21 protein-coding genes are annotated in these 17,324 nt (G+C 48.6%); 17 read left to right on the top strand and 4 right to left on the bottom strand.

The features are described from left to right. Positions 1-6: 6 nt before the first annotated feature. From LQV63_RS17420 to LQV63_RS17405, 4 genes are all read left to right on the top strand, one after another. Positions 7-930, top strand: a complete 924-nt coding sequence (locus tag LQV63_RS17420; RefSeq protein ID WP_233697680.1) for an ATP-grasp domain-containing protein — start codon at positions 7-9, stop codon at positions 928-930. 3 nt (positions 931-933) lie between these two features. Further along, positions 934-1,920 (top strand): S66 family peptidase, encoded by a 987-nt coding sequence (locus LQV63_RS17415; protein WP_233697679.1) that lies wholly within the window; start codon positions 934-936, stop codon positions 1,918-1,920. 40 nt (positions 1,921-1,960) lie between these two features. Then, on the top strand, positions 1,961-2,371 hold the full coding sequence (locus LQV63_RS17410) for a hypothetical protein (protein WP_233697678.1): 411 nt from the start codon (positions 1,961-1,963) through the stop codon (positions 2,369-2,371). A gap of 689 nt (positions 2,372-3,060) precedes the next feature. Then, positions 3,061-3,690, top strand: a complete 630-nt coding sequence (locus tag LQV63_RS17405) for a pyridoxamine 5'-phosphate oxidase family protein (protein ID WP_233697677.1) — start codon at positions 3,061-3,063, stop codon at positions 3,688-3,690. Between the two features lie 261 nt (positions 3,691-3,951). On the opposite strand, the gene LQV63_RS17400 is transcribed toward LQV63_RS17405, so the two are convergent. Further along, positions 3,952-4,641 (bottom strand): stalk domain-containing protein, encoded by a 690-nt coding sequence (locus LQV63_RS17400; protein ID WP_407672938.1) that lies wholly within the window; start codon positions 4,639-4,641, stop codon positions 3,952-3,954. Positions 4,642-4,787: 146 nt separating this feature from the next. Here LQV63_RS17400 and LQV63_RS17395 point away from each other — a divergent pair, with 146 nt between their 5' ends. The 7 genes from LQV63_RS17395 (at position 4,788) to LQV63_RS17365 (ending at position 9,249) form a co-directional block, all read left to right on the top strand. After that, a complete protein-coding gene (locus LQV63_RS17395) occupies positions 4,788-5,597 on the top strand; it encodes an inositol monophosphatase family protein (protein ID WP_233697676.1) in 810 nt (269 codons plus the stop codon). Between the two features lie 217 nt (positions 5,598-5,814). Continuing rightward, positions 5,815-6,414: an HD domain-containing protein gene (locus LQV63_RS17390; protein WP_019424189.1), complete on the top strand. Its 600-nt coding sequence runs from the start codon at positions 5,815-5,817 to the stop codon at positions 6,412-6,414. 101 nt (positions 6,415-6,515) lie between these two features. Next, positions 6,516-7,043, top strand: coding sequence for a hypothetical protein (locus LQV63_RS17385; RefSeq protein WP_233697675.1), 528 nt, complete (start codon positions 6,516-6,518; stop codon positions 7,041-7,043). 54 nt (positions 7,044-7,097) lie between these two features. After that, positions 7,098-7,529, top strand: a complete 432-nt coding sequence (gene fosB, locus LQV63_RS17380) for a metallothiol transferase FosB (RefSeq protein ID WP_407672939.1) — start codon at positions 7,098-7,100, stop codon at positions 7,527-7,529. Between the two features lie 255 nt (positions 7,530-7,784). Then, the gene (locus tag LQV63_RS17375) at positions 7,785-8,279 is read left to right on the top strand and encodes a DinB family protein (RefSeq protein WP_233697673.1); all 495 of its coding nucleotides are present in this window, start codon (positions 7,785-7,787) and stop codon (positions 8,277-8,279) included. Beyond that, positions 8,273-8,707 (top strand): GNAT family N-acetyltransferase, encoded by a 435-nt coding sequence (locus LQV63_RS17370; RefSeq protein WP_233697672.1) that lies wholly within the window; start codon positions 8,273-8,275, stop codon positions 8,705-8,707. Before LQV63_RS17375 ends, LQV63_RS17370 begins: the two co-directional genes overlap by 7 nt. 41 nt (positions 8,708-8,748) lie before the next feature. Next, a complete protein-coding gene (locus LQV63_RS17365; protein ID WP_233697671.1) occupies positions 8,749-9,249 on the top strand; it encodes a GNAT family N-acetyltransferase in 501 nt (166 codons plus the stop codon). Between the two features lie 150 nt (positions 9,250-9,399). Here the strand turns inward: LQV63_RS17365 and LQV63_RS17360 are convergent, their stop codons facing one another. Together LQV63_RS17360 and LQV63_RS17355 are read right to left on the bottom strand one after the other, a co-directional pair. Beyond that, the gene (locus LQV63_RS17360; RefSeq protein WP_233697670.1) at positions 9,400-9,813 is read right to left on the bottom strand and encodes a GNAT family N-acetyltransferase; all 414 of its coding nucleotides are present in this window, start codon (positions 9,811-9,813) and stop codon (positions 9,400-9,402) included. A gap of 28 nt (positions 9,814-9,841) precedes the next feature. Further along, positions 9,842-10,207, bottom strand: a complete 366-nt coding sequence (locus LQV63_RS17355; protein ID WP_233697669.1) for a VOC family protein — start codon at positions 10,205-10,207, stop codon at positions 9,842-9,844. Between the two features lie 145 nt (positions 10,208-10,352). Here LQV63_RS17355 and LQV63_RS17350 point away from each other — a divergent pair, with 145 nt between their 5' ends. Continuing rightward, complete coding sequence (locus LQV63_RS17350) at positions 10,353-11,309, top strand: helix-turn-helix transcriptional regulator (RefSeq protein ID WP_233697668.1); 957 nt, start codon at positions 10,353-10,355, stop codon at positions 11,307-11,309. 94 nt (positions 11,310-11,403) lie between these two features. Then, complete coding sequence (locus LQV63_RS17345; protein WP_233697762.1) at positions 11,404-12,306, top strand: LysR family transcriptional regulator; 903 nt, start codon at positions 11,404-11,406, stop codon at positions 12,304-12,306. An 11-nt stretch (positions 12,307-12,317) separates the two neighbouring features. Here the strand turns inward: LQV63_RS17345 and LQV63_RS17340 are convergent, their stop codons facing one another. After that, entirely contained in the window at positions 12,318-13,307 is a 990-nt protein-coding gene (locus tag LQV63_RS17340; protein WP_019424178.1) for an aldo/keto reductase family protein, read from the bottom strand. A gap of 643 nt (positions 13,308-13,950) precedes the next feature. Here LQV63_RS17340 and LQV63_RS17335 point away from each other — a divergent pair. The 4 genes from LQV63_RS17335 to LQV63_RS17320 all read left to right on the top strand — a co-directional run bounded on the left by LQV63_RS17335 (position 13,951) and on the right by LQV63_RS17320 (position 17,092). Further along, positions 13,951-14,949, top strand: a complete 999-nt coding sequence (locus tag LQV63_RS17335) for a BadF/BadG/BcrA/BcrD ATPase family protein (protein WP_233697667.1) — start codon at positions 13,951-13,953, stop codon at positions 14,947-14,949. 61 nt (positions 14,950-15,010) lie between these two features. Next, on the top strand, positions 15,011-15,628 hold the full coding sequence (locus tag LQV63_RS17330) for a class I SAM-dependent methyltransferase (protein ID WP_233697666.1): 618 nt from the start codon (positions 15,011-15,013) through the stop codon (positions 15,626-15,628). 41 nt (positions 15,629-15,669) lie between these two features. After that, entirely contained in the window at positions 15,670-16,644 is a 975-nt protein-coding gene (locus LQV63_RS17325; protein ID WP_233697665.1) for a phosphotransferase enzyme family protein, read from the top strand. 88 nt (positions 16,645-16,732) lie between these two features. After that, positions 16,733-17,092, top strand: coding sequence for a DnaJ family domain-containing protein (locus LQV63_RS17320; protein ID WP_233697664.1), 360 nt, complete (start codon positions 16,733-16,735; stop codon positions 17,090-17,092). Positions 17,093-17,324 lie beyond the last annotated feature (232 nt).

The raw sequence follows: 17,324 nt of genomic DNA, 5'->3' as shown, positions 1-17,324 counted from the left end.
TGGGACATGAGAATTATTTATTGCAGCGATCCGCTGGATAGCAATCGAGTGGATGCAGACTATGAAACGGAATACGAGGCGGCGCGCAAGCTTGGCTTTTCTGTCGGGCTCATGTCATTGGAGCTGTTGCTTGCCGATGAACCTGAACAGGCTATACGCAAAGTGAATGGGGCTTCCGATACAGAAGTCGCCATTTACCGGGGATGGATGATCAAGCCTCGTTATTACGCGATGCTGTACGATGCGCTAAAGCAGAAAGGCATCACATTAATTAACACGCCGGAGCAATACAGGCATTGCCATCACTTTCCTTGTTCCTATGACATTATTAAGGAGCATACACCAGCAAGCATCTGGTTTCCAGAGGAACAGGTACGTGATCAATTCGACAGTGTGCTTGAAGGGCTGCAGGTGTTCGGCGATCAGCCCGTCATTGTCAAGGATTATGTCAAGTCGCGCAAGCATGAATGGGAGGACGCCTGTTATATTCCCAATGCGGCTGACAAGGATCATGCTCGGCAAGTCATCAGCAATTTCGTGACCAGACAGGGTGATGACCTGAATGAAGGCATCGTGTTCCGAAAATTTGTGCGGCTCGAATTTCTGAACCATCACCCGAAAAGTGATATGCCGCTGTCGAAAGAATACCGGGTGTTTTTCCTGGATCATCAGCCTGTTCTAGTGCTTCATTATTGGGATGAGGCGGAGTATGACGAGGACCGGCCGGATATGGAGTTCTTCATGGAAATTGCACGACGGGTGGAGAGCCGCTTTTTCACGATGGATATCGCGAAGCTGGAAGCAGGAAGTTGGACCATCGTGGAACTGGGTGACGGACAAGTGTCGGGATTACCGGATCTGGCTGATATCGAAGGATTTTATCGTTCGCTCCATCGCGATGATACAATGGCTGGAAAGGAGATGGATTGAACAATGAGTATACCCAAATTGAAACGGGGAGACGAAATCCGGGTTATCGCTCCTTCTAGAAGCTTGTCGCTCATCTCTGTGCCACAGCGAGAGTTGGCGAAGAGCCGCTTGGAACAGATGGGGTTTACAGTGACGTATTCCACGCATGTGGAAGAGACGGATGATTTTTGTTCTTCGTCGATTGTATCCAGAGTGGAGGATGTGCATGAAGCATTCCGCGACCCGAACGTGAAAGCCATCTTGACGGTAATTGGCGGCTATAACAGCAATCAGTTGCTCCGTTATTTGGATTATGAACTGATTGGGCGCAATCCGAAATTGTTCTGCGGATATTCGGACATCACCGCGTTAAGCAACGCGATGTATGCCAAGGCAGGGCTTGTTACTTATTCCGGAGCTCATTTTTCCACCTTTGGCATGGAGCACGGCATCGAATATACGGCGGAACATTTCCGCAAAATGGTGACGACGAACGAGATTATGACGGTCACGCCGTCGGCACAATGGAGCGACGACGCGTGGTATCTCGATCAGGAACGGCGGGAATTCATTCCGAACGAAGGCTGGTCGATTATTCACGCAGGCACTTGTGAAGGAACGATAATCGGCGGCAATTTGTGCACATTGAATTTACTGCAAGGCACGGAGTATATGCCGGATCTGCGCGGGGCCGTTTTGTTTCTAGAGGATGACGAGTTAACTAGTCCAGAAACGTTCGACAGAGATTTGCAGTCGCTTCTTCACCAACCTGGCGCCGATGAGGTGCGCGGATTGGTCATCGGCCGTTTCCAGAAGTCGTCCCGTATGACGTTGGCATTGTTGACAAAGATCATCGCCACCAAGCAGGAGCTGCAAGGGATGCCGGTCATTGCCGACGTCGATTTCGGCCACACGACGCCGATATTCACGTTTCCGATCGGAGGATATGCCAAGCTGGATGCCAATCGAGAGGCTCCGCCGCAGCTGCAGTTCCGGGAAGAGCCTTTTTAGGAGCAGCAGGGTGACAGTTGCTAGGTTGATATAAAAGGCCGTGTTGCAAGCTCGTAAAGCAGCTTGCGGCAGGGTCCTTTTCTGTGGCTACGCAGCCAACTCTGATGCGGCAACTGCAAAAGTGCATCTAAAATCGCGATTTCAGCCGATTTTTAAGTTGCGACAGGTCCATCGCGGACACACATCCCCGTTAATTAAAGCTCTTTTCGCAAAAATTGCTGCTTTATCTTTCGGTATCCAACCAGCATCTCAGCTTCTTAAACAAAAGGTTGAATCTGTCCGCCTTAGAAAATTAATCGAACAACAAGGCGCAGTTAAGGAAAAGGCAAAATGGCTTATAGATTATTGGGGCAGTAAAACCATTGCCGGTTTAGTGCTAATGCCTGCTACAAGATACAATTTCCTTCACTTGAATCGATCCATACGTATAAAAAATAAGTGCCAGAAATAATATACGATGGGTGCTTGCCCTCAACTAGCGGAAAACGATAGTACAATAAGCTCTTATCATGGCGATTTTTCTTTTGTTCAAAAATCAACAATAAACGATAATAAAGCCCGGCTGAGTGATTCAGATGTCCATTGAATGATTAAGAAACAGCATTGGAGTGGTGTAGAAGGAAGATCGTGGTAAGCGCCATTGGAAAATATGCAGTCAAATGTACGGACTCGGCTGCAAATCGGCATGTAGACTGTAAATTGTCCAATGGATTGGGCTGTTTTCAGCCATTAGGGCGGATGGAGTGTCAAACTATTGGATGAAATCCAATAGAATCGGCCGTAAAGAGATATACACTACTGTTTTATTGGAGCAAATCCAATGAATTAGACAATTGTGAGCTCGAATGCTTGCGAGGAGAACGGAAGCAGTAATCGTAAGAGAGTGGGGGAACGGGACGGGCTAATAATGCATTCAGTCAGGAACGATTGAACCGGAGCAAAAGGTGCGATATTCGTTATTCTTACTCATCTTCTAATCTTCTGAATAATTGGGATAGTGGGCAAAAGGGCTATTTGGCGTACTTGCCGTAGAGGAGAAAGCGAATTCGCACGATGGTTGGAGCCGAACTCCTTAACATTGGTGTGCAGGAATAGTATGGTATAAGGACAAGAGACATCTAATCGGAGGGGATTCATCTTATGGAACATGATTCAAAGTTTGGGGAAATGATCACATCGGAGTCCGAAATCCGCACGCTGATTGGAAATCCAAGCGAATTGGTCAAGCGCAAGGTCATCGCAAGGCTTGACGACAATTGCATCCGATTCCTATCGCAATCGCCGCTGTTGTTCCTTGCGACATCCGACGAGACGGGACATTGCGACGTGTCGCCGCGGGGAGATGCTCCCGGCTTCGTGCACGTGCTGGACACGCGCCGCTTCATCATTCCGGAACGTCCGGGTAACCGCCGCATCGATTCGTTGCGCAACATACTGGCGAACGGTCATGCGGGAGTCATCTTCATCATTCCCGGGTTAGAGGAGACGCTGCGTGTGAACGGGAGGGCTTGCATCGTCAAGGACCGCGCGCTGCTTGAGCCGATGAAGGCGAACGGGAATAGCCCCGTTCTCGGCATCGGCATCACAGTGGAAGAATGCTTCATCCACTGCGCCAAGGCGTTCAAGCGCTCCACCCTGTGGAACCCGGCTTCCTGGCCCGCGGAGGAAGAGCTGCCGTCCGCAGCGCAGATGCTGGCCGCTCACGCCCGGGGCAATGCGGACGACATTGCCCGCAGCCTGCAGGAAAGCTATACGAAGCGATTGTATTAGCCGAGCCGCATTTCTGCTGCATACGAACGGCGCCCACGCCCCGCTATGGGATTCTCCATGCGGGGCGCTTCGCCTTTTTTACCTCAAAATCCTTGTACTCTGTAAAGATTTTCTGTATTTCGGGCAGACGTTCCTTCTTATGATAAAGGTACATCGTATGGCGCCGCATGACAAACTCCGGATGGATAAGGTCGCTGCGCCATTACGGTGAATTATACTATCCAGTGGCTGAAGTGTCCTGTCGTCACGATCCTACGGGGCTTACAACGTTACGCTCAACTGCTTCATTGTCTCGTTCCACTCTAACGTGCAGGGCAGCGCATCACGGAAGAGCTGCAGCGGCACCATCAATTTTCCTCCGTAAATGATCATCGGGGTGGATAGCTTCACTGCTTGTCCATCCACTTGTATGTTTAATTCGTTATGTTGGATAGGAATAATGACGGTTCGGTCGTCCAGCTGAATGTGCACGCTTTTATCGCTAATCGTGTAAGGAATATCGAATGCGCTCAACGTATCTATGAGCGGAAGCAGTACTTGGCCCTCATGGCGAACCGGCTTCGATGGAAGCTGAACTGATTCCTTGTTGAGCAATACCGAAATATTCAGTTGTTGTGGAACGGGCTTTTTAGGTACAGCCTTTGAATTGGCGTTGGACTTGGCTTTATTCGATGATTTGCTTTTGCTCGGTTTTGACTTTGCTTTTGACCCTGACGATTTTGCTTTGTTCGAAGCTTTTGACGAACTGCTCCCCTTTGAACTGCTTGACCCGCCATTATGGTAATGGTATTCCCCGTATTCGAGCCCCCATTTCTCACAATTGGTGCGGCAGTAATGTCCGCCGTTGCTGTCCGTTCTTCCCGGGTGCGCGCCAGCGGCGGGAGTGAATGCCGATATGACCATGACGACAGCCATGCCGGAGCCGAGCCATGTTTTCAACCATTGCTTCATATTCAGTTCCTCCTTGGTCTATACACGTTGGTTCCCATGTATTATAGTTAAAATATTCCTGAAAGTATAGGGCATGTCTCACGGATTTAGAGGTCAATTTTCTAAAAAACGCAAATTTCATACTACGAGCAAAGACGGGGTGCATCATGGACAGAACGATTCTGCACGCTGCCAGAGATGTGGCAGTTTCGGCCGTGAAAGCCGCAGGCGATATAACAAAACATCGTTTCGCTACCTATCACCAATGTGAAGACAAGGGGGTCTTCGGAGATGTAGTGACCGAAGTCGACCATCTTGCAGAGCAGGTCATTGTGGAGGCTATCGGACACACGTTTCCCGAACACCTTATCCGAAGTGAGGAAGCCGGACAGCTGGGGAAGGAGAGCGACTGGCTGTGGCTAGTGGACCCGCTCGACGGCACAAATAATTATGTAATCGGTCTGCCGGTTTTTGCGGTATCTATTACTTTGCTATTTAAGGAAGAGCCTGTGCTAGGTGTTATCTATGAGCCTATGACTGACCGCCTCTACATATCTTTCAAGGATGAAGGATTTTTTTGCAACGGAGTCCAGATGCAGATGAAGAAGAAGCCGCAGCTGCAACTGCAGCGGGCGACATTGGGCTGGATTCAGGGGCATCTTGTTCAGCATGATGAACAGGCCGTTCAATTGCGGCAGCATTTGGACTTGAAGTGCAAGCGAATGCTGAGGGTGTGGGCTCCAACTCTAGTCTGGTGCATGCTCGCGAAGGGCGATGCCGAGGCAATCGTGCTCTACAACTCGGAAGGTGAGGATTTGTATTCGGGCGTGCTTATGGTTCAAGAAGCGGGCGGACACGTGATGGATTTCCAAGGCAGACCATTTCAAGGCATGTGCGAGGAACCTTATTTAATTGCGTGTCATCCCGACTATAAAGAAGAGTGGCTGCAGATCGTCAAGCAAGGCTTGCGCGCATGACAATGAATCCATGTTTGATGCGTCGGCTTGCCCTGCTTCCGTTATCTCGTTGAAGATTTGCACATGACAACTAGGAACTAGGAAAGCCGGTCTCTTTGTGAGACAATAGTAAAAAGTGGCAGCGGTTGCCGAAATTGTTTCGTTGCAAGGCTGATGGATGAAGAAATTTTGCATCGCTCTTGAGGGATTAAGGGGATGCGAAGGAGATTAAGCGAACATGACACACATGAACGAAAGACTATTGAAGCAAATCGAATTCATTAAGGAGATAGATAAGCTGAAATCTATTTTTCGCAAGTCCTATCTGCTTGATCGCAGCCGGTACGAAAATGATGCCGAACACACTTGGCATTTGACGGTCATGGCCATCCTGCTTCAAGAGTATGCGAATGAACGGAATTTGAATCTGCTTCGCGTGCTTAAAATGCTCATCATTCACGATATCGTCGAGATCGATGCAGGAGATACTTTCGCCTACGACGCGAAAGGGAACGAGGACAAGTTCGAACGAGAATCGCAAGCGGCCAAACGTATCTTCGGTCTGCTTCCGGAAGACCAGCAGCACGAGATGAATCAACTCTGGGTGGAATACGAGCAGCGGCAGACGCCGGAAGCTCAGTTCGCATCCGCCCTGGATCGGCTTCAGCCGCTACTTCACAATTATGTGACTGAAGGGAAGTCATGGCAGGAGAACGGCATTACGAGCGATAAGGTGCTGGCTCGCATCCGTGGCATCCGGGAAGGGTCTGCAGAACTCGGCAAGCTGGCGGAAACGATCGTGCGCAGCGCCGTAGAGAAAGGCTATCTTTCTAAGTAGCAACAATTCATCATCGAAAAAAATGCCGGAGGGAAGTATGACCTGGTAACTCAGGTCCAACATTATACGACCATCCGGCGGTTCCGCGAAGGAGGTATGATATGACGACTGGCATTGTGCTTATATTCGGCATGTTCATCTTGTTCATCGGCGGAGTGTATGGCGTGTCAATGTTTCTTAACTTGGGGGAGCCGCAACTTCTCATTTTCGTCGTATTTGCTGGATTTACATTAATCGGCATTGCCAAAATCATTACTTACCTCAAAGGAATCTATTACATACAGCTAGGCATTCCGCTAGATCGCGATCTGGTGAAGGATAAAATCGCGCGCTGGCCGATCTATCACATCCGCTCTCATCATTTCCCGCTGGAAGGAGATTCCCGCCATTCGCTGGTGCAGCTGGACGACGAATGGTATGTGCGGACCATTGTATTCGCCCAATACGTCTCCCATAGCGGTTTTACGCATACGTTTCGATTTCCCGGGAAAGAAGAGATCGTTCTGAGCAGCTCGACACAGTATACAAAAGGAATCAGCATGTTTGATATTAACGTTACCGTATTCGTCAAGCTGTCTGCGCTCGGATATGAGCTGTATTTCGACGAGAATACCGCCTATATCGTTTAGGAGAAACAGGGCTCGAGGTTCCATATATAGAGAGGAGGATTTGTCGTGGCGTATATAAAAGGCCTGAATCACTTGTGCTTCTCCGTCTCCAATCTGGACTCCTCCATCGCCTTTTACCGTGATATCCTGGAAGGGAAGCTCCTTGCTCTCGGAAGAAAGTTGGCATACTTCGATTGCCAGGGACTGTGGATCGCGCTCAATCAGGAGGATGTTGATCGCTCCAATCGAGACGTGACGTATACGCACATCGCGTTCAGCATAGATGAGAGGGACTATGACGCCATGAAGCAGAGGCTGCTCGATTATGGGGTGACTGTGCTTGAGGGAAGGGAACGGGCGCAAGAAGACAAACGTTCCATCTATTTTTTGGATCCCGACCATCATTGCTTCGAGTTTCATACGGGAACACTGGAGGAACGCCTGCAATATTACCGTTCTTCCAAGCGGCATATCCAATTTTTCGAGAGAGTGGATAGACATGACTGACTTTGCACGTATGAAGCGTACAATCACGATGCCTATGAACGGAAGCAAGCCTTTGACGATGCACCAAGCCCGGTATGCTCTGCAGATTGGACTCTAGCATCTATATGCCGAAGTCAATACGACCGACAAATGGGCGCTGGTCATGCTGAATCATTATTCGTTCGACGCTGTCCCGGCTTGGGTGACGTATTAGCGAGGAACTCCGTGTTGAATAAGCTGATTTAATTGAATGGGATTTAGAGGAGGAGAAGTCAGGTGGAACAGGTTCAAGAAAGAAGCGGTATATTGCAGCAATTTGGTGAGTGGATAGCATTTGTGAACGATTTGAACAATAGGAATGAAGAAGTATGGGAGATACGCGAGGAAGGAAAAATGTCCATACGTGAAATCGTATCCCACATTATGCGTTGGGATGAATATTTCTATCAGCATGCGATTGCGAAAATCGTGCAGGGACAGCCATTGACAGTACAGCATTTGAACTTCGACGAGTTTAACCGTGAAGCCGCTGCATACGCCCATACGATTCCGCTCGACCAGTTGGTGCGAGAGACGCTGCAGTGTAGGCAGAACGTCATTGACGCGATTGCGGAGATGTCTGAAGAGGAGTATTTGCAATCCTATGTGGACGGTGACGGCAATCCATTTTCAACACCGCAATATTTGCAGGATTTCCTGTGGCATGATCGGCATCATATGGAACCGATGAGAGGTTTGTTAGATAAGGGGGAACAAGAGACAACATGTTAATACGCAAGCTGAAAGTAGAAGATGTAACACAATTGGCAGTACTTTACGCAGAGCTGGATGACCGCCCCATTAACGTAGAGAAGATGACGACCCGACTGACTCGATTGAGCGATGATCCGGATTATTTGTTCTTGGGTGCGGCGGGCGAGAACGGCAAGTTGCTCGGTTCGGTGATGGGCATTATTTGCGAAGATTTGACAGGGGATTGTCAGCCTTTTATGGTGGTTGAAAATGTAATTGTCACGGCGGCGGCTCATGGCCAAGGCATCGGGATGAAGCTGATGAGTCGATTGGAAGAGTTCGCTCGTGAACGGAACTGCCATGTCATGATGCTGATGTCGAATGTAAAGCGCGAGGGCGCACACCGGTTCTATGAACGCCTCGGCTTCAGCAGGGAAGTTGGGTACGGGTTTGTGAAAGATTTGTAACGGAGGTTGCGGGATGAGGATCGGACCTATCCAACCAACTGATGCGGAAGCGTTTTTTGACATTAAACAAAACGCTAGATGAAGAAACGTCGTTCATGCTGTATGAGCCGGGAGAGCGGAATACGACGGTTGAAGCGCAGCGTGATCGCATACAAGGAATGCTTCAGTCTGGACGCTCCATCATATATGTTGCCGAAGAGCATGACACACTGGTTGGGTACATTGCCGGTCTCGGTTCAGATATTCAGCGGACGAAGCATGTCTTATATATCGTTATCGGCATACTGCAGGACTATGCTGGTCAAGGGATTGGCACCCAATTGTTCAATGAGCTGTTGGACTGGGCCAATGAGAAGGATATCGTTCGTTTGGAACTGACGGTAATGGCCCACAATGAACGGGCGATTGCTCTGTACCGCAAAATTGGTTTCACGATTGAGGGAGTCAAGAAGTGTTCCATCCTTGTGAAAGAACAATATATTGATGAATATATGATGTCACGGTTGCTTCACGATGGACAGGGAACCGTGGAAGGAGATTAATCTATATTGTGTCACCAGCAACGACTAAAGCTCCGAACGTTCCGGTTGCCGGATTGTTCGGAGTTTGTTGTCGTATCGTTGTAGAATAACCGCCGAGCTCACACTGTGGATGATGACATCATGTGGCGCCAACCAGGTTGAACACGCACTTTAAGCGTTCAGCACCCAGCGATTGCATCTGGCCGTCTGGCCTGTTAAGGTCCAGCCGGTCTTGTCATAATAAGCATTAAAGCTGGCGTTAAGCGGACAAGTCACATCTACCGGAATCGGGAAGGCTGTCTGCAGCATGCGGTTCAGCAGGCGTTGTCCGCGGTAATTCTCCGCTACGGCGAATTGGTAAAGAGAGATGCGTTCACTTTCTTTTTTTGGATAGAAGCGCAGCGCGCCGGCAATTCGATGATGCTCGACAGCTATAAGTATTTGATTCCGCTTCGCAGCAGCACGCGCTCCGTCCGGACAGAAAAATTCTTCGTTCGGAATCCCGTCGTGTCCCCGAATGATATTAGTATCGAAGAACGTAACGATTGCGGAAGCTTCGGCTGGGCGTGCCAATCGTATTTCCATGATGTCTCCTTTCTGCTCATGAATTTATCTATTTGCCGACAAGCACAAATACGTTTTGATCGGGCGCTTCCATGACAGCGACGTGGCCGGATTCCGTCGGAAAGGGTTCACGTATCCACTGGATATCGGATCTGTCGGATAAGGATTGGTATACGTCACGCACGTCCTCCACGTATAATTCAATATCGGTAACATTGAGCTCCGGATTGTTCTGCAACACGAGCTCAGAGCTCTTCTCATCAGGGAATTTCAACCCGACGAGGATCCATGTTCTGCCTTCTCCGATGTTTCGTTCAATGCGCCAATTTTCCGTCAATCCAAGCGTTGTATAGAATTCCACGGATGCCTCCATGTTTGGGGTATACAGTGCCACACATTCCAGTCTTTTAAGCATATTAGTTCCTCCTAAAGTAATTTTCAAGCCTGTATATACTGTAGCATCTATATACGTCAATATTTGTCGTAGATATAAAATAGTTGTACAATAGATTACAAAACCTGACGGATTAACGTACCGGGAAATAAAAGAGGGACAATGGATGCAGAAATCGAAACGACTGATTGAATTAATGATGTTAATCAACAAAAAGCAGCACTTCACGGCGCGTGAATTAGCTGAAGAATGCGGTGTTTCGCTGCGTACTATCCAAAGGGACCTGGTCGATTTAGAGGAACTAGGTGTGCCGTTATATACGGAATTCGGACCCAAGGGCGGGTACCGACTGCTGAAGGAGAAGCTTCTGCCTCCGCTTACTTTTACCGAGAACGAAGCAATTGCGATGTTTTTTGCCTATGAATCGCTGCAGAACTATACCTCCGTTCCGTTCGGGAAGGAGGCGACTTCGGCATTAACCAAGTTCTATAGCGTTCTGCCTCCGAACACGAAGCGAAAGATTGATGAGCTGAAGCATCGCATCCTATTCTGGGTTCCGATGAGAGAGCAGGACGTTCCTTTTTTATATCTTATATTGGAGGCAGCTGTAGAACGGAAGGTAATCACGATTCGCTATGATTCGGCGAAGGGAGAGGGGGACAGAGATATTTTGCCGATTGGCTTATATTCACATAACGGGTATTGGTACTGTCCTGCCTATTGCTTCAATAAACAGGCTTACCGGTTGTTCCGAGCGGACAATATCCGTTCGCTTCAGCTGCGGGAGGAGTTGGAGCCCGCAATGAAAGAGAAAATCGGCAAATCGATGACGCTCGAGGAATGGTTTCTGCCGCCCACACCCCAGCATACCGTACCGCTGCGGGTTGAATTAACCCGATTAGGAGTAAGGAAATGTCAGGCTGATCCTTGGCTGGACAAGGCAATTACTTTACGTGATGACGGATCAGGCTTTATTAATAGTAAAATAGAAAAACGGGAGATTGCATACTATGCCGATTTTGTGTTTGGATTGGGTACAGATGCTTTCGTGGAGGAGCCTTCGGAGATGGCCGATCTAATTGTGGATAAGCTGGAGAGTCTTCAAAGTCGCTATCAATTATAGAATAACCGTGGGACGAACAACAGAAGGATATGGTTATAAAAATGGTCGAATTAATCGACGAGACCACTACAAAACAGGAAGGAAAATCGTGTCTATGGACTTGAAAAAACTACGTTACTTTATCGCAGTGGCGGAAGAACTACATTTCAACCGTGCTGCGAAAAAACTGAATATAACCCAACCTCCCTTGAGCCAACAAATCCAGAGTCTTGAGGAAGAACTCGGCGTGAAGCTTTTGGAGCGAACCAAGAGACAGGTTCGACTTACGTCAGCAGGAACGATATTTTTGGAAGAATCCAGAAACATTGTTTCTCAATTGGAACGATCTATTAAGGTGACACAACTTGCAAGTCAAGGAAAAATTGGACATTTGTCCATCGCATTTGTAGATTCGGCAGTTGGCGGAATGATGGTCAACGTTTTAAAGGGATTTCGGGAGCGTTTTCCCGATGTGCAGCTTACTCTATTTGAAATGACATCTGCCGAACAACTGAAAGCTTTACACGATGGGAAAATTCATGTTGGCTTCCTTCGTTCGGTAGATCCGTCAAAACAGATCACCTCTCGACTCTACACCAACGAATCACTCGTTGCCGTATTGCCCGAAATGCATCCGTTAGCCATACATCCAACCCTGTCTTTACATTCTTTGGCGGACGAACCTTTTATCTTGTTTCCGCATCATATGGGGGCTTCTTTTCACGACCTCATTATAGACTTTTGCAGGCAGCATGGATTTCAGCCCCACATCGTGCAGGAAGCTGTTCAAATGTATACCATTGTTAATCTGGTAGCTGCCGGTATAGGCATTTCAATTGTACCCTCTTCGGTTTCTGTTTTCCAACGCAGTGATGTCGTATTCCGATCTTTTAACGAAGATACACCGTCAGTCCCTCTCTATGCAGCCTGGAAAACAGATATGAGTGAAACCGTTCTGATTAATTTTCTAGAAGTGGTGAAAGAAACAGTTAATAGTCAGACAAGCAAACTTGTGTAAACCCTATAATCTTAACCGGTTTTGCTTGGATCAAACTCAACAACGCCATTTAAAATGCTGTTTATTTGCTTCATGACCTCAGTATCTAGACAGACACCTGCAGCTTTTACGTTTTCCTTTACCTGCTCGGGCTTCGAGGCGCCAATAATAGCTGAGGACACTTGCGGGTTTTGCAGAACCCATGCTATCGCAAGCTGTGGCAACGTCAAACCGCATTCCTGTGCGATCGGCTGGATTCTCTCTACTGCCTGAAGGACTTCTTTACGCAACCACTGCCCGGCCAAACGTTCGAAAAATGGTGAACCAGCTGTTGTAGAAGCGCGGGAGCCCTTCGGTATTGGCTTGTCTGGTGCATATTTACCGGAAAGAATGCCCTGCGCCAGTGGTGACCAGACAACCTGCCCAATTCCTTCACGCTCACAAGCGGGAATAACTTCGGCTTCAATAACACGCCATAGCATGGAATATTGGGGTTGACTTGCCACGAAGGGAACTCTCAGTTCCCTTGCCAAAGCCGCTCCAAGCTTTATCTGTTCTGCTGTCCACTCACTTACCCCTACATACAGAACTTTTCCCTGCCGAACCAAATCGGAAAAGGCCAAAAATGTTTCTTCAAGCGATACGGTCGAATCAAATCGGTGTGCATAATAGACATCGATATAATCCGTTTGCAATCTTCGAAGCGAAGCATGGCAGGCTTCCATGATATGTTTGCGGGATAGCCCTTTATCGTTATGTCCGGTACCCGTTGGATGAAAGACCTTCGTGCACAACTCAATACTTTCACGACGTATCCCCTTTAAAGACTCACCTAAAATAGATTCCGCTCTCGTCTCTGAATAAACATCAGCTGTATCGAAAGTTGTAATCCCGGAGTCTAGTGCAGCATTTACACAAGCTTGCGCTGTGGTGTCATCCACTTGCGCACCGTGTGTTATCCAGTTTCCTAATGCCATCTCGCTTACCGACAAGCCGCTTTTGCCAAGTTTCCGATATTTCATTCTTAATTCCTCCCTTCAATATAAATCTGATTATAACAAGTGTTATTTAATATTAAAAATATATAATACACTCGCTATTAATTCGAAATATGTATTACTTCAGGAAAAAGTCCCTATTCTTTCCAATGCAAAAGAGCCATCGGTATCTAGCCAGGGGGCCTCAATTTACCCGGTGGAGTAGGGCTCACCGTTCCACCTTTTCCCTCACTATCCCTTTCATTCAGAGCAGAACCTCCTAGTATCTTTTAAGCGAGGATATATTGTCGGTTCTCGACGGTTCTTACGTCCATTCTCCCAGACATTCAGGAAGGAGAACATCCGACAGCAAGACAGCATTGAGGAAAAGTATTTACCGCGTTAACCATACATACAGCAATCGCTATAAAGGTGGTGAATCAAAATTATTATTAGCATGCTGTCTTTCTGAAGGAAGGGGAGAATGGAGCAAAGGGTGGTTGAAGCAGCCCATTTGGTCAATTATACTGAGGTAAATAGAATCCCGAGATAGATTGACGGAAAAGGAGAAAGCGCATTCAAGGTCTTCATGGAAAAGAGAAGATGGACGTTGTAAATCATCATACTAATCGGTGTAATAGGAAGCGTACAACTGATGTAGTACATCATTGACAATGGAGGCGGCAGGGTGAGAAGTGAAGGCGGTATCATAATCGACGTAGGCATTATGGAGAAGAACATCGTCATTGGCATCGAAGGCGGCGGCACGAAGACACGCGCAATGGCGGCGCGAGTAGATGGCAGCATTATCGGTTATGCGGAGACTGGCTGCAGCAACCCGAACAAAGATGATCGCGCGCAAGAGAATGTGAGAGAGGTTATTGAGAAGGTGCTGCAAGCAGCGGGAGCGGGGCCAGATGAGGTTATCGGCTTATGTGCGGGATTGTCTGGCTTGGAATCGGAGCAAGACTTGGCATGGGCTGCCGATTTCACGGATGTTCCGGGAATTTCTTGCCCGAAGCGGCACGTGAACGATTCCACTGTCGCCCATGCGGGAGCTTTCGTAGGAGAGCCGGGTATTATCGCGATATCTGGAACCGGATCGGTCGTATTCGGAATCAATGAATACGGACGGCTGCTGCGAAATCAAGATTATAAGCACTATGCAGGGGCGGCGCGTCATTTGTCGTATGAGTGCGTGCATCGCATTATCGCAGGCTGCGCGGAACGAGGCGATGGGAGTCTCTTGGAAGAGGTGCTCTCATACTGGGGAGTAAGCAGCATCGGGCAACTGAACGAATTGGGAGCCGGGGGATTCGCGAAGAGCAAGTATGAACAGATGCGGCTGTTCGGGCAGATGGCTCCTATGGTGACGCGTGCGGCGGCCGAAGGCAGCCCATTGGCCGCTGGCGTATGTATGCAGCTCGTGCAAGCTCTCGATGTGGGGGTTCGCCTTATCGGAGCTGGATTCGAAGCGGACAACGTGCAGGTGGCCTTCATGGGCAGTGTCATTCGCGACCCGTTCGTCAGCCATTTGCTCACGGAGCGTCTACAAAGAAATGGTGCCAAGCGATATCGCATTATCGAGCCCCGGCTCTCGCCGCCAGCGGGCGCTGTGCTGCTGGCGTTGCGGGAATGCGGTGCGCCTGCCGATGAACAAGTTCTGGCACGTCTCGCGATGGAGTAAGCAACGTATACATTACATAACGATTGAATCGACATAAATTGCATGAAGGAGCTGCAGCAGCATGACAATGCACATTAAACAAGAACTGAAGAAGATCTATAACGAACACGCCCATGAGCGCAATGCTTCCTCGAAGCAGGAATGGAAGATTCAGAGCCGGTCCCGATTTCTCGAGCAGTTGAAGGCGAATCATACCCGCACTCTTTTGGAGATTGGAGCAGGCACTGGACAGGATAGCTTGTACTTCATGGAGCACGGCCTCGATGTGACGGCCATTGACCTGTCGGAGGAACATGTTTCTTATTGCAACCAGCGCGGTATTCGAGCCCTTGTCATGGACTTATATCAATTGGATTTTCCGGATAACAGCTTTAATAGTATATATTCGTTAAACTGCCTGCTCCATGTGCCTAAGGTCGACCTGAATGCGGTGCTCATCGAGCTCAAGCGTGTGCTTGCGCCTGACGGACTGTTCTACTTAGGTCTGTATGGCGGTTACGAATTCGAGGGCATCAACGAACGCGACAACTTTATAGAGAAGCGTTTCTTTTCGTTTCATCGGTTTGAAGCATATCAGAATCTGCTGCTAGAACAATTCGAAGTGATCGAAGGTGAGCGGATCGTCATAGAAAAGGACTTTGAGTATCATTCGTTTCTGCTGCGGAAGAAGACGGAGTGAAGCACACTACTAGTGATAAGTGGTGAAAGAAGGAGGGTAACATGCTCGAGCAATTGTTTCCTTTGTTGGAGCAAAACTATCGTTTTAGCGCAAGGGGATTGAAGCTGCTCGGAGGTTATTACAATCATGTCTATGAGACGGCGGACGGGACGCTTGTCGTCAAGCTCTTCCGCTTCGACCGCGACGATCCGCGCCGTGTTCTATCCGAGTTGCATTGGATGAGGCACTTGCATGAACAAGGCGTGCCGGTTGCCTCCCCCATTGCTGCGAGGAATGGGGAATGGATAGCACGGTTGAATGAGAGGTACTTTGTCTCCGTTACGACAAAGTTGGAGGGGAAAGCGATCGATCCCAAGGACGAATCAGTCTGGAACGATAGCTTCTTCCATCGCTGGGGCGCGACGATGGGCCGGATTCACTCAGCCGGGAAGGATTTTCAGTCTTTGCAGGACGAGGAACTGCCTGACTGGTCCGATGAGACGATTGTGCGCATTGGAGATCCTTCTGGGTCTAATACTCTAGTGGACACTGAACTGGATGCGGTTGTGGCGGCCAAATGGTCGGAGGCGGTGGAGCGGCTGCGCGGGTTCCAGAGAGACGAAGCACGCTTCGGCCTCATCCATCATGATATGCATCTGGATAACTTAATGCTATGCAATCATGGCTTGGCTGTTCTGGACTTCGGCGACAGCTTGCAGCACTGGTTCGTCTATGATGCGGCCATCGCTGTCTTTTTCGCCGCTCTGACAATCGATTCGCAGGAGCAGCAGGCGCGAAGCGAATTTGCAGCCCGCTTCCTGCATTCGTTTGCGGAAGGCTACGAAAGCGTGCACGTCCTGCCAGCGGAAGAGTGGCGGCACATCCCATTCTTCTTATGGTACCGTCAACTGTACTCGTATCTGTATCATCATATACACAAGCCCCCCCATCAGCGGACGGAGCGGGAAACCGTAATTCTTAATCTGATGCGGGAACGAATTATACATGAGGTGCCAGTGGTCCAGCTACCCCGATAAGGACGTAAGAAGCATGAACGTAATAACATAATATAAAAGTGAAATTTCTTGATTGCAACGGAAGGAAAAAAAGGAGCGATGGCTAGTGATGATGAACTCCAGAGACTGGATGGATGAGGCTTTTGCCAACTATGAAAAGCAGGGCGGCCTGAAGGAGCTTTCTGGCAAAGGCAAGCCCCTCGATGTGCCAAGCGGCGATGCGTTGAGCGGGGTGCTGAAAGAAGCGAACTATTTGCCGGCTTGGCTGGAGCTACAGCATACGATCCGGAATCAAATCCGGGCACTTGTGCAGCAGATCGATCAAGACAAGCAAGAGATCGGAGAAGATAAGTTCGAACAAATCAATCGCAATATTCGGAAATACAATCAAATGGTGCCCAACCCTCTGCTTCAGAAAGGGTTCGTAAGCAAAGAACATATCAAGGACCAATTGGCAAGATGGGAATAGCTTGACGACTTCCGCTTTCGTGGCGGTAGTTTTTTTATGACTGGTAGTTGAAGGAGTGTATGTGCTCGAAGTTATGGGGCTGAAGGCTCAGCCGTGCGCCGCTTTATCTCATGTTCCATTGGATTTGATCCAATGGAACAGCGAATATATCTATTTACGATATGGTTACATTGGAGTTTAGAGAGTGTCTATTCAATTCATGCTAAAGTGTATCTATTTTCCTTTTTGTGGA

It is taken from the genome of Paenibacillus profundus, assembly GCF_021369635.1.
Classification (GTDB): Bacteria; Bacillota; Bacilli; order Paenibacillales; family Paenibacillaceae; genus Paenibacillus_B; species Paenibacillus_B profundus.
The sequence above is the reverse complement of the archived record's forward strand: the minus strand, read 5'-3'. Positions and strand labels throughout refer to the sequence as shown.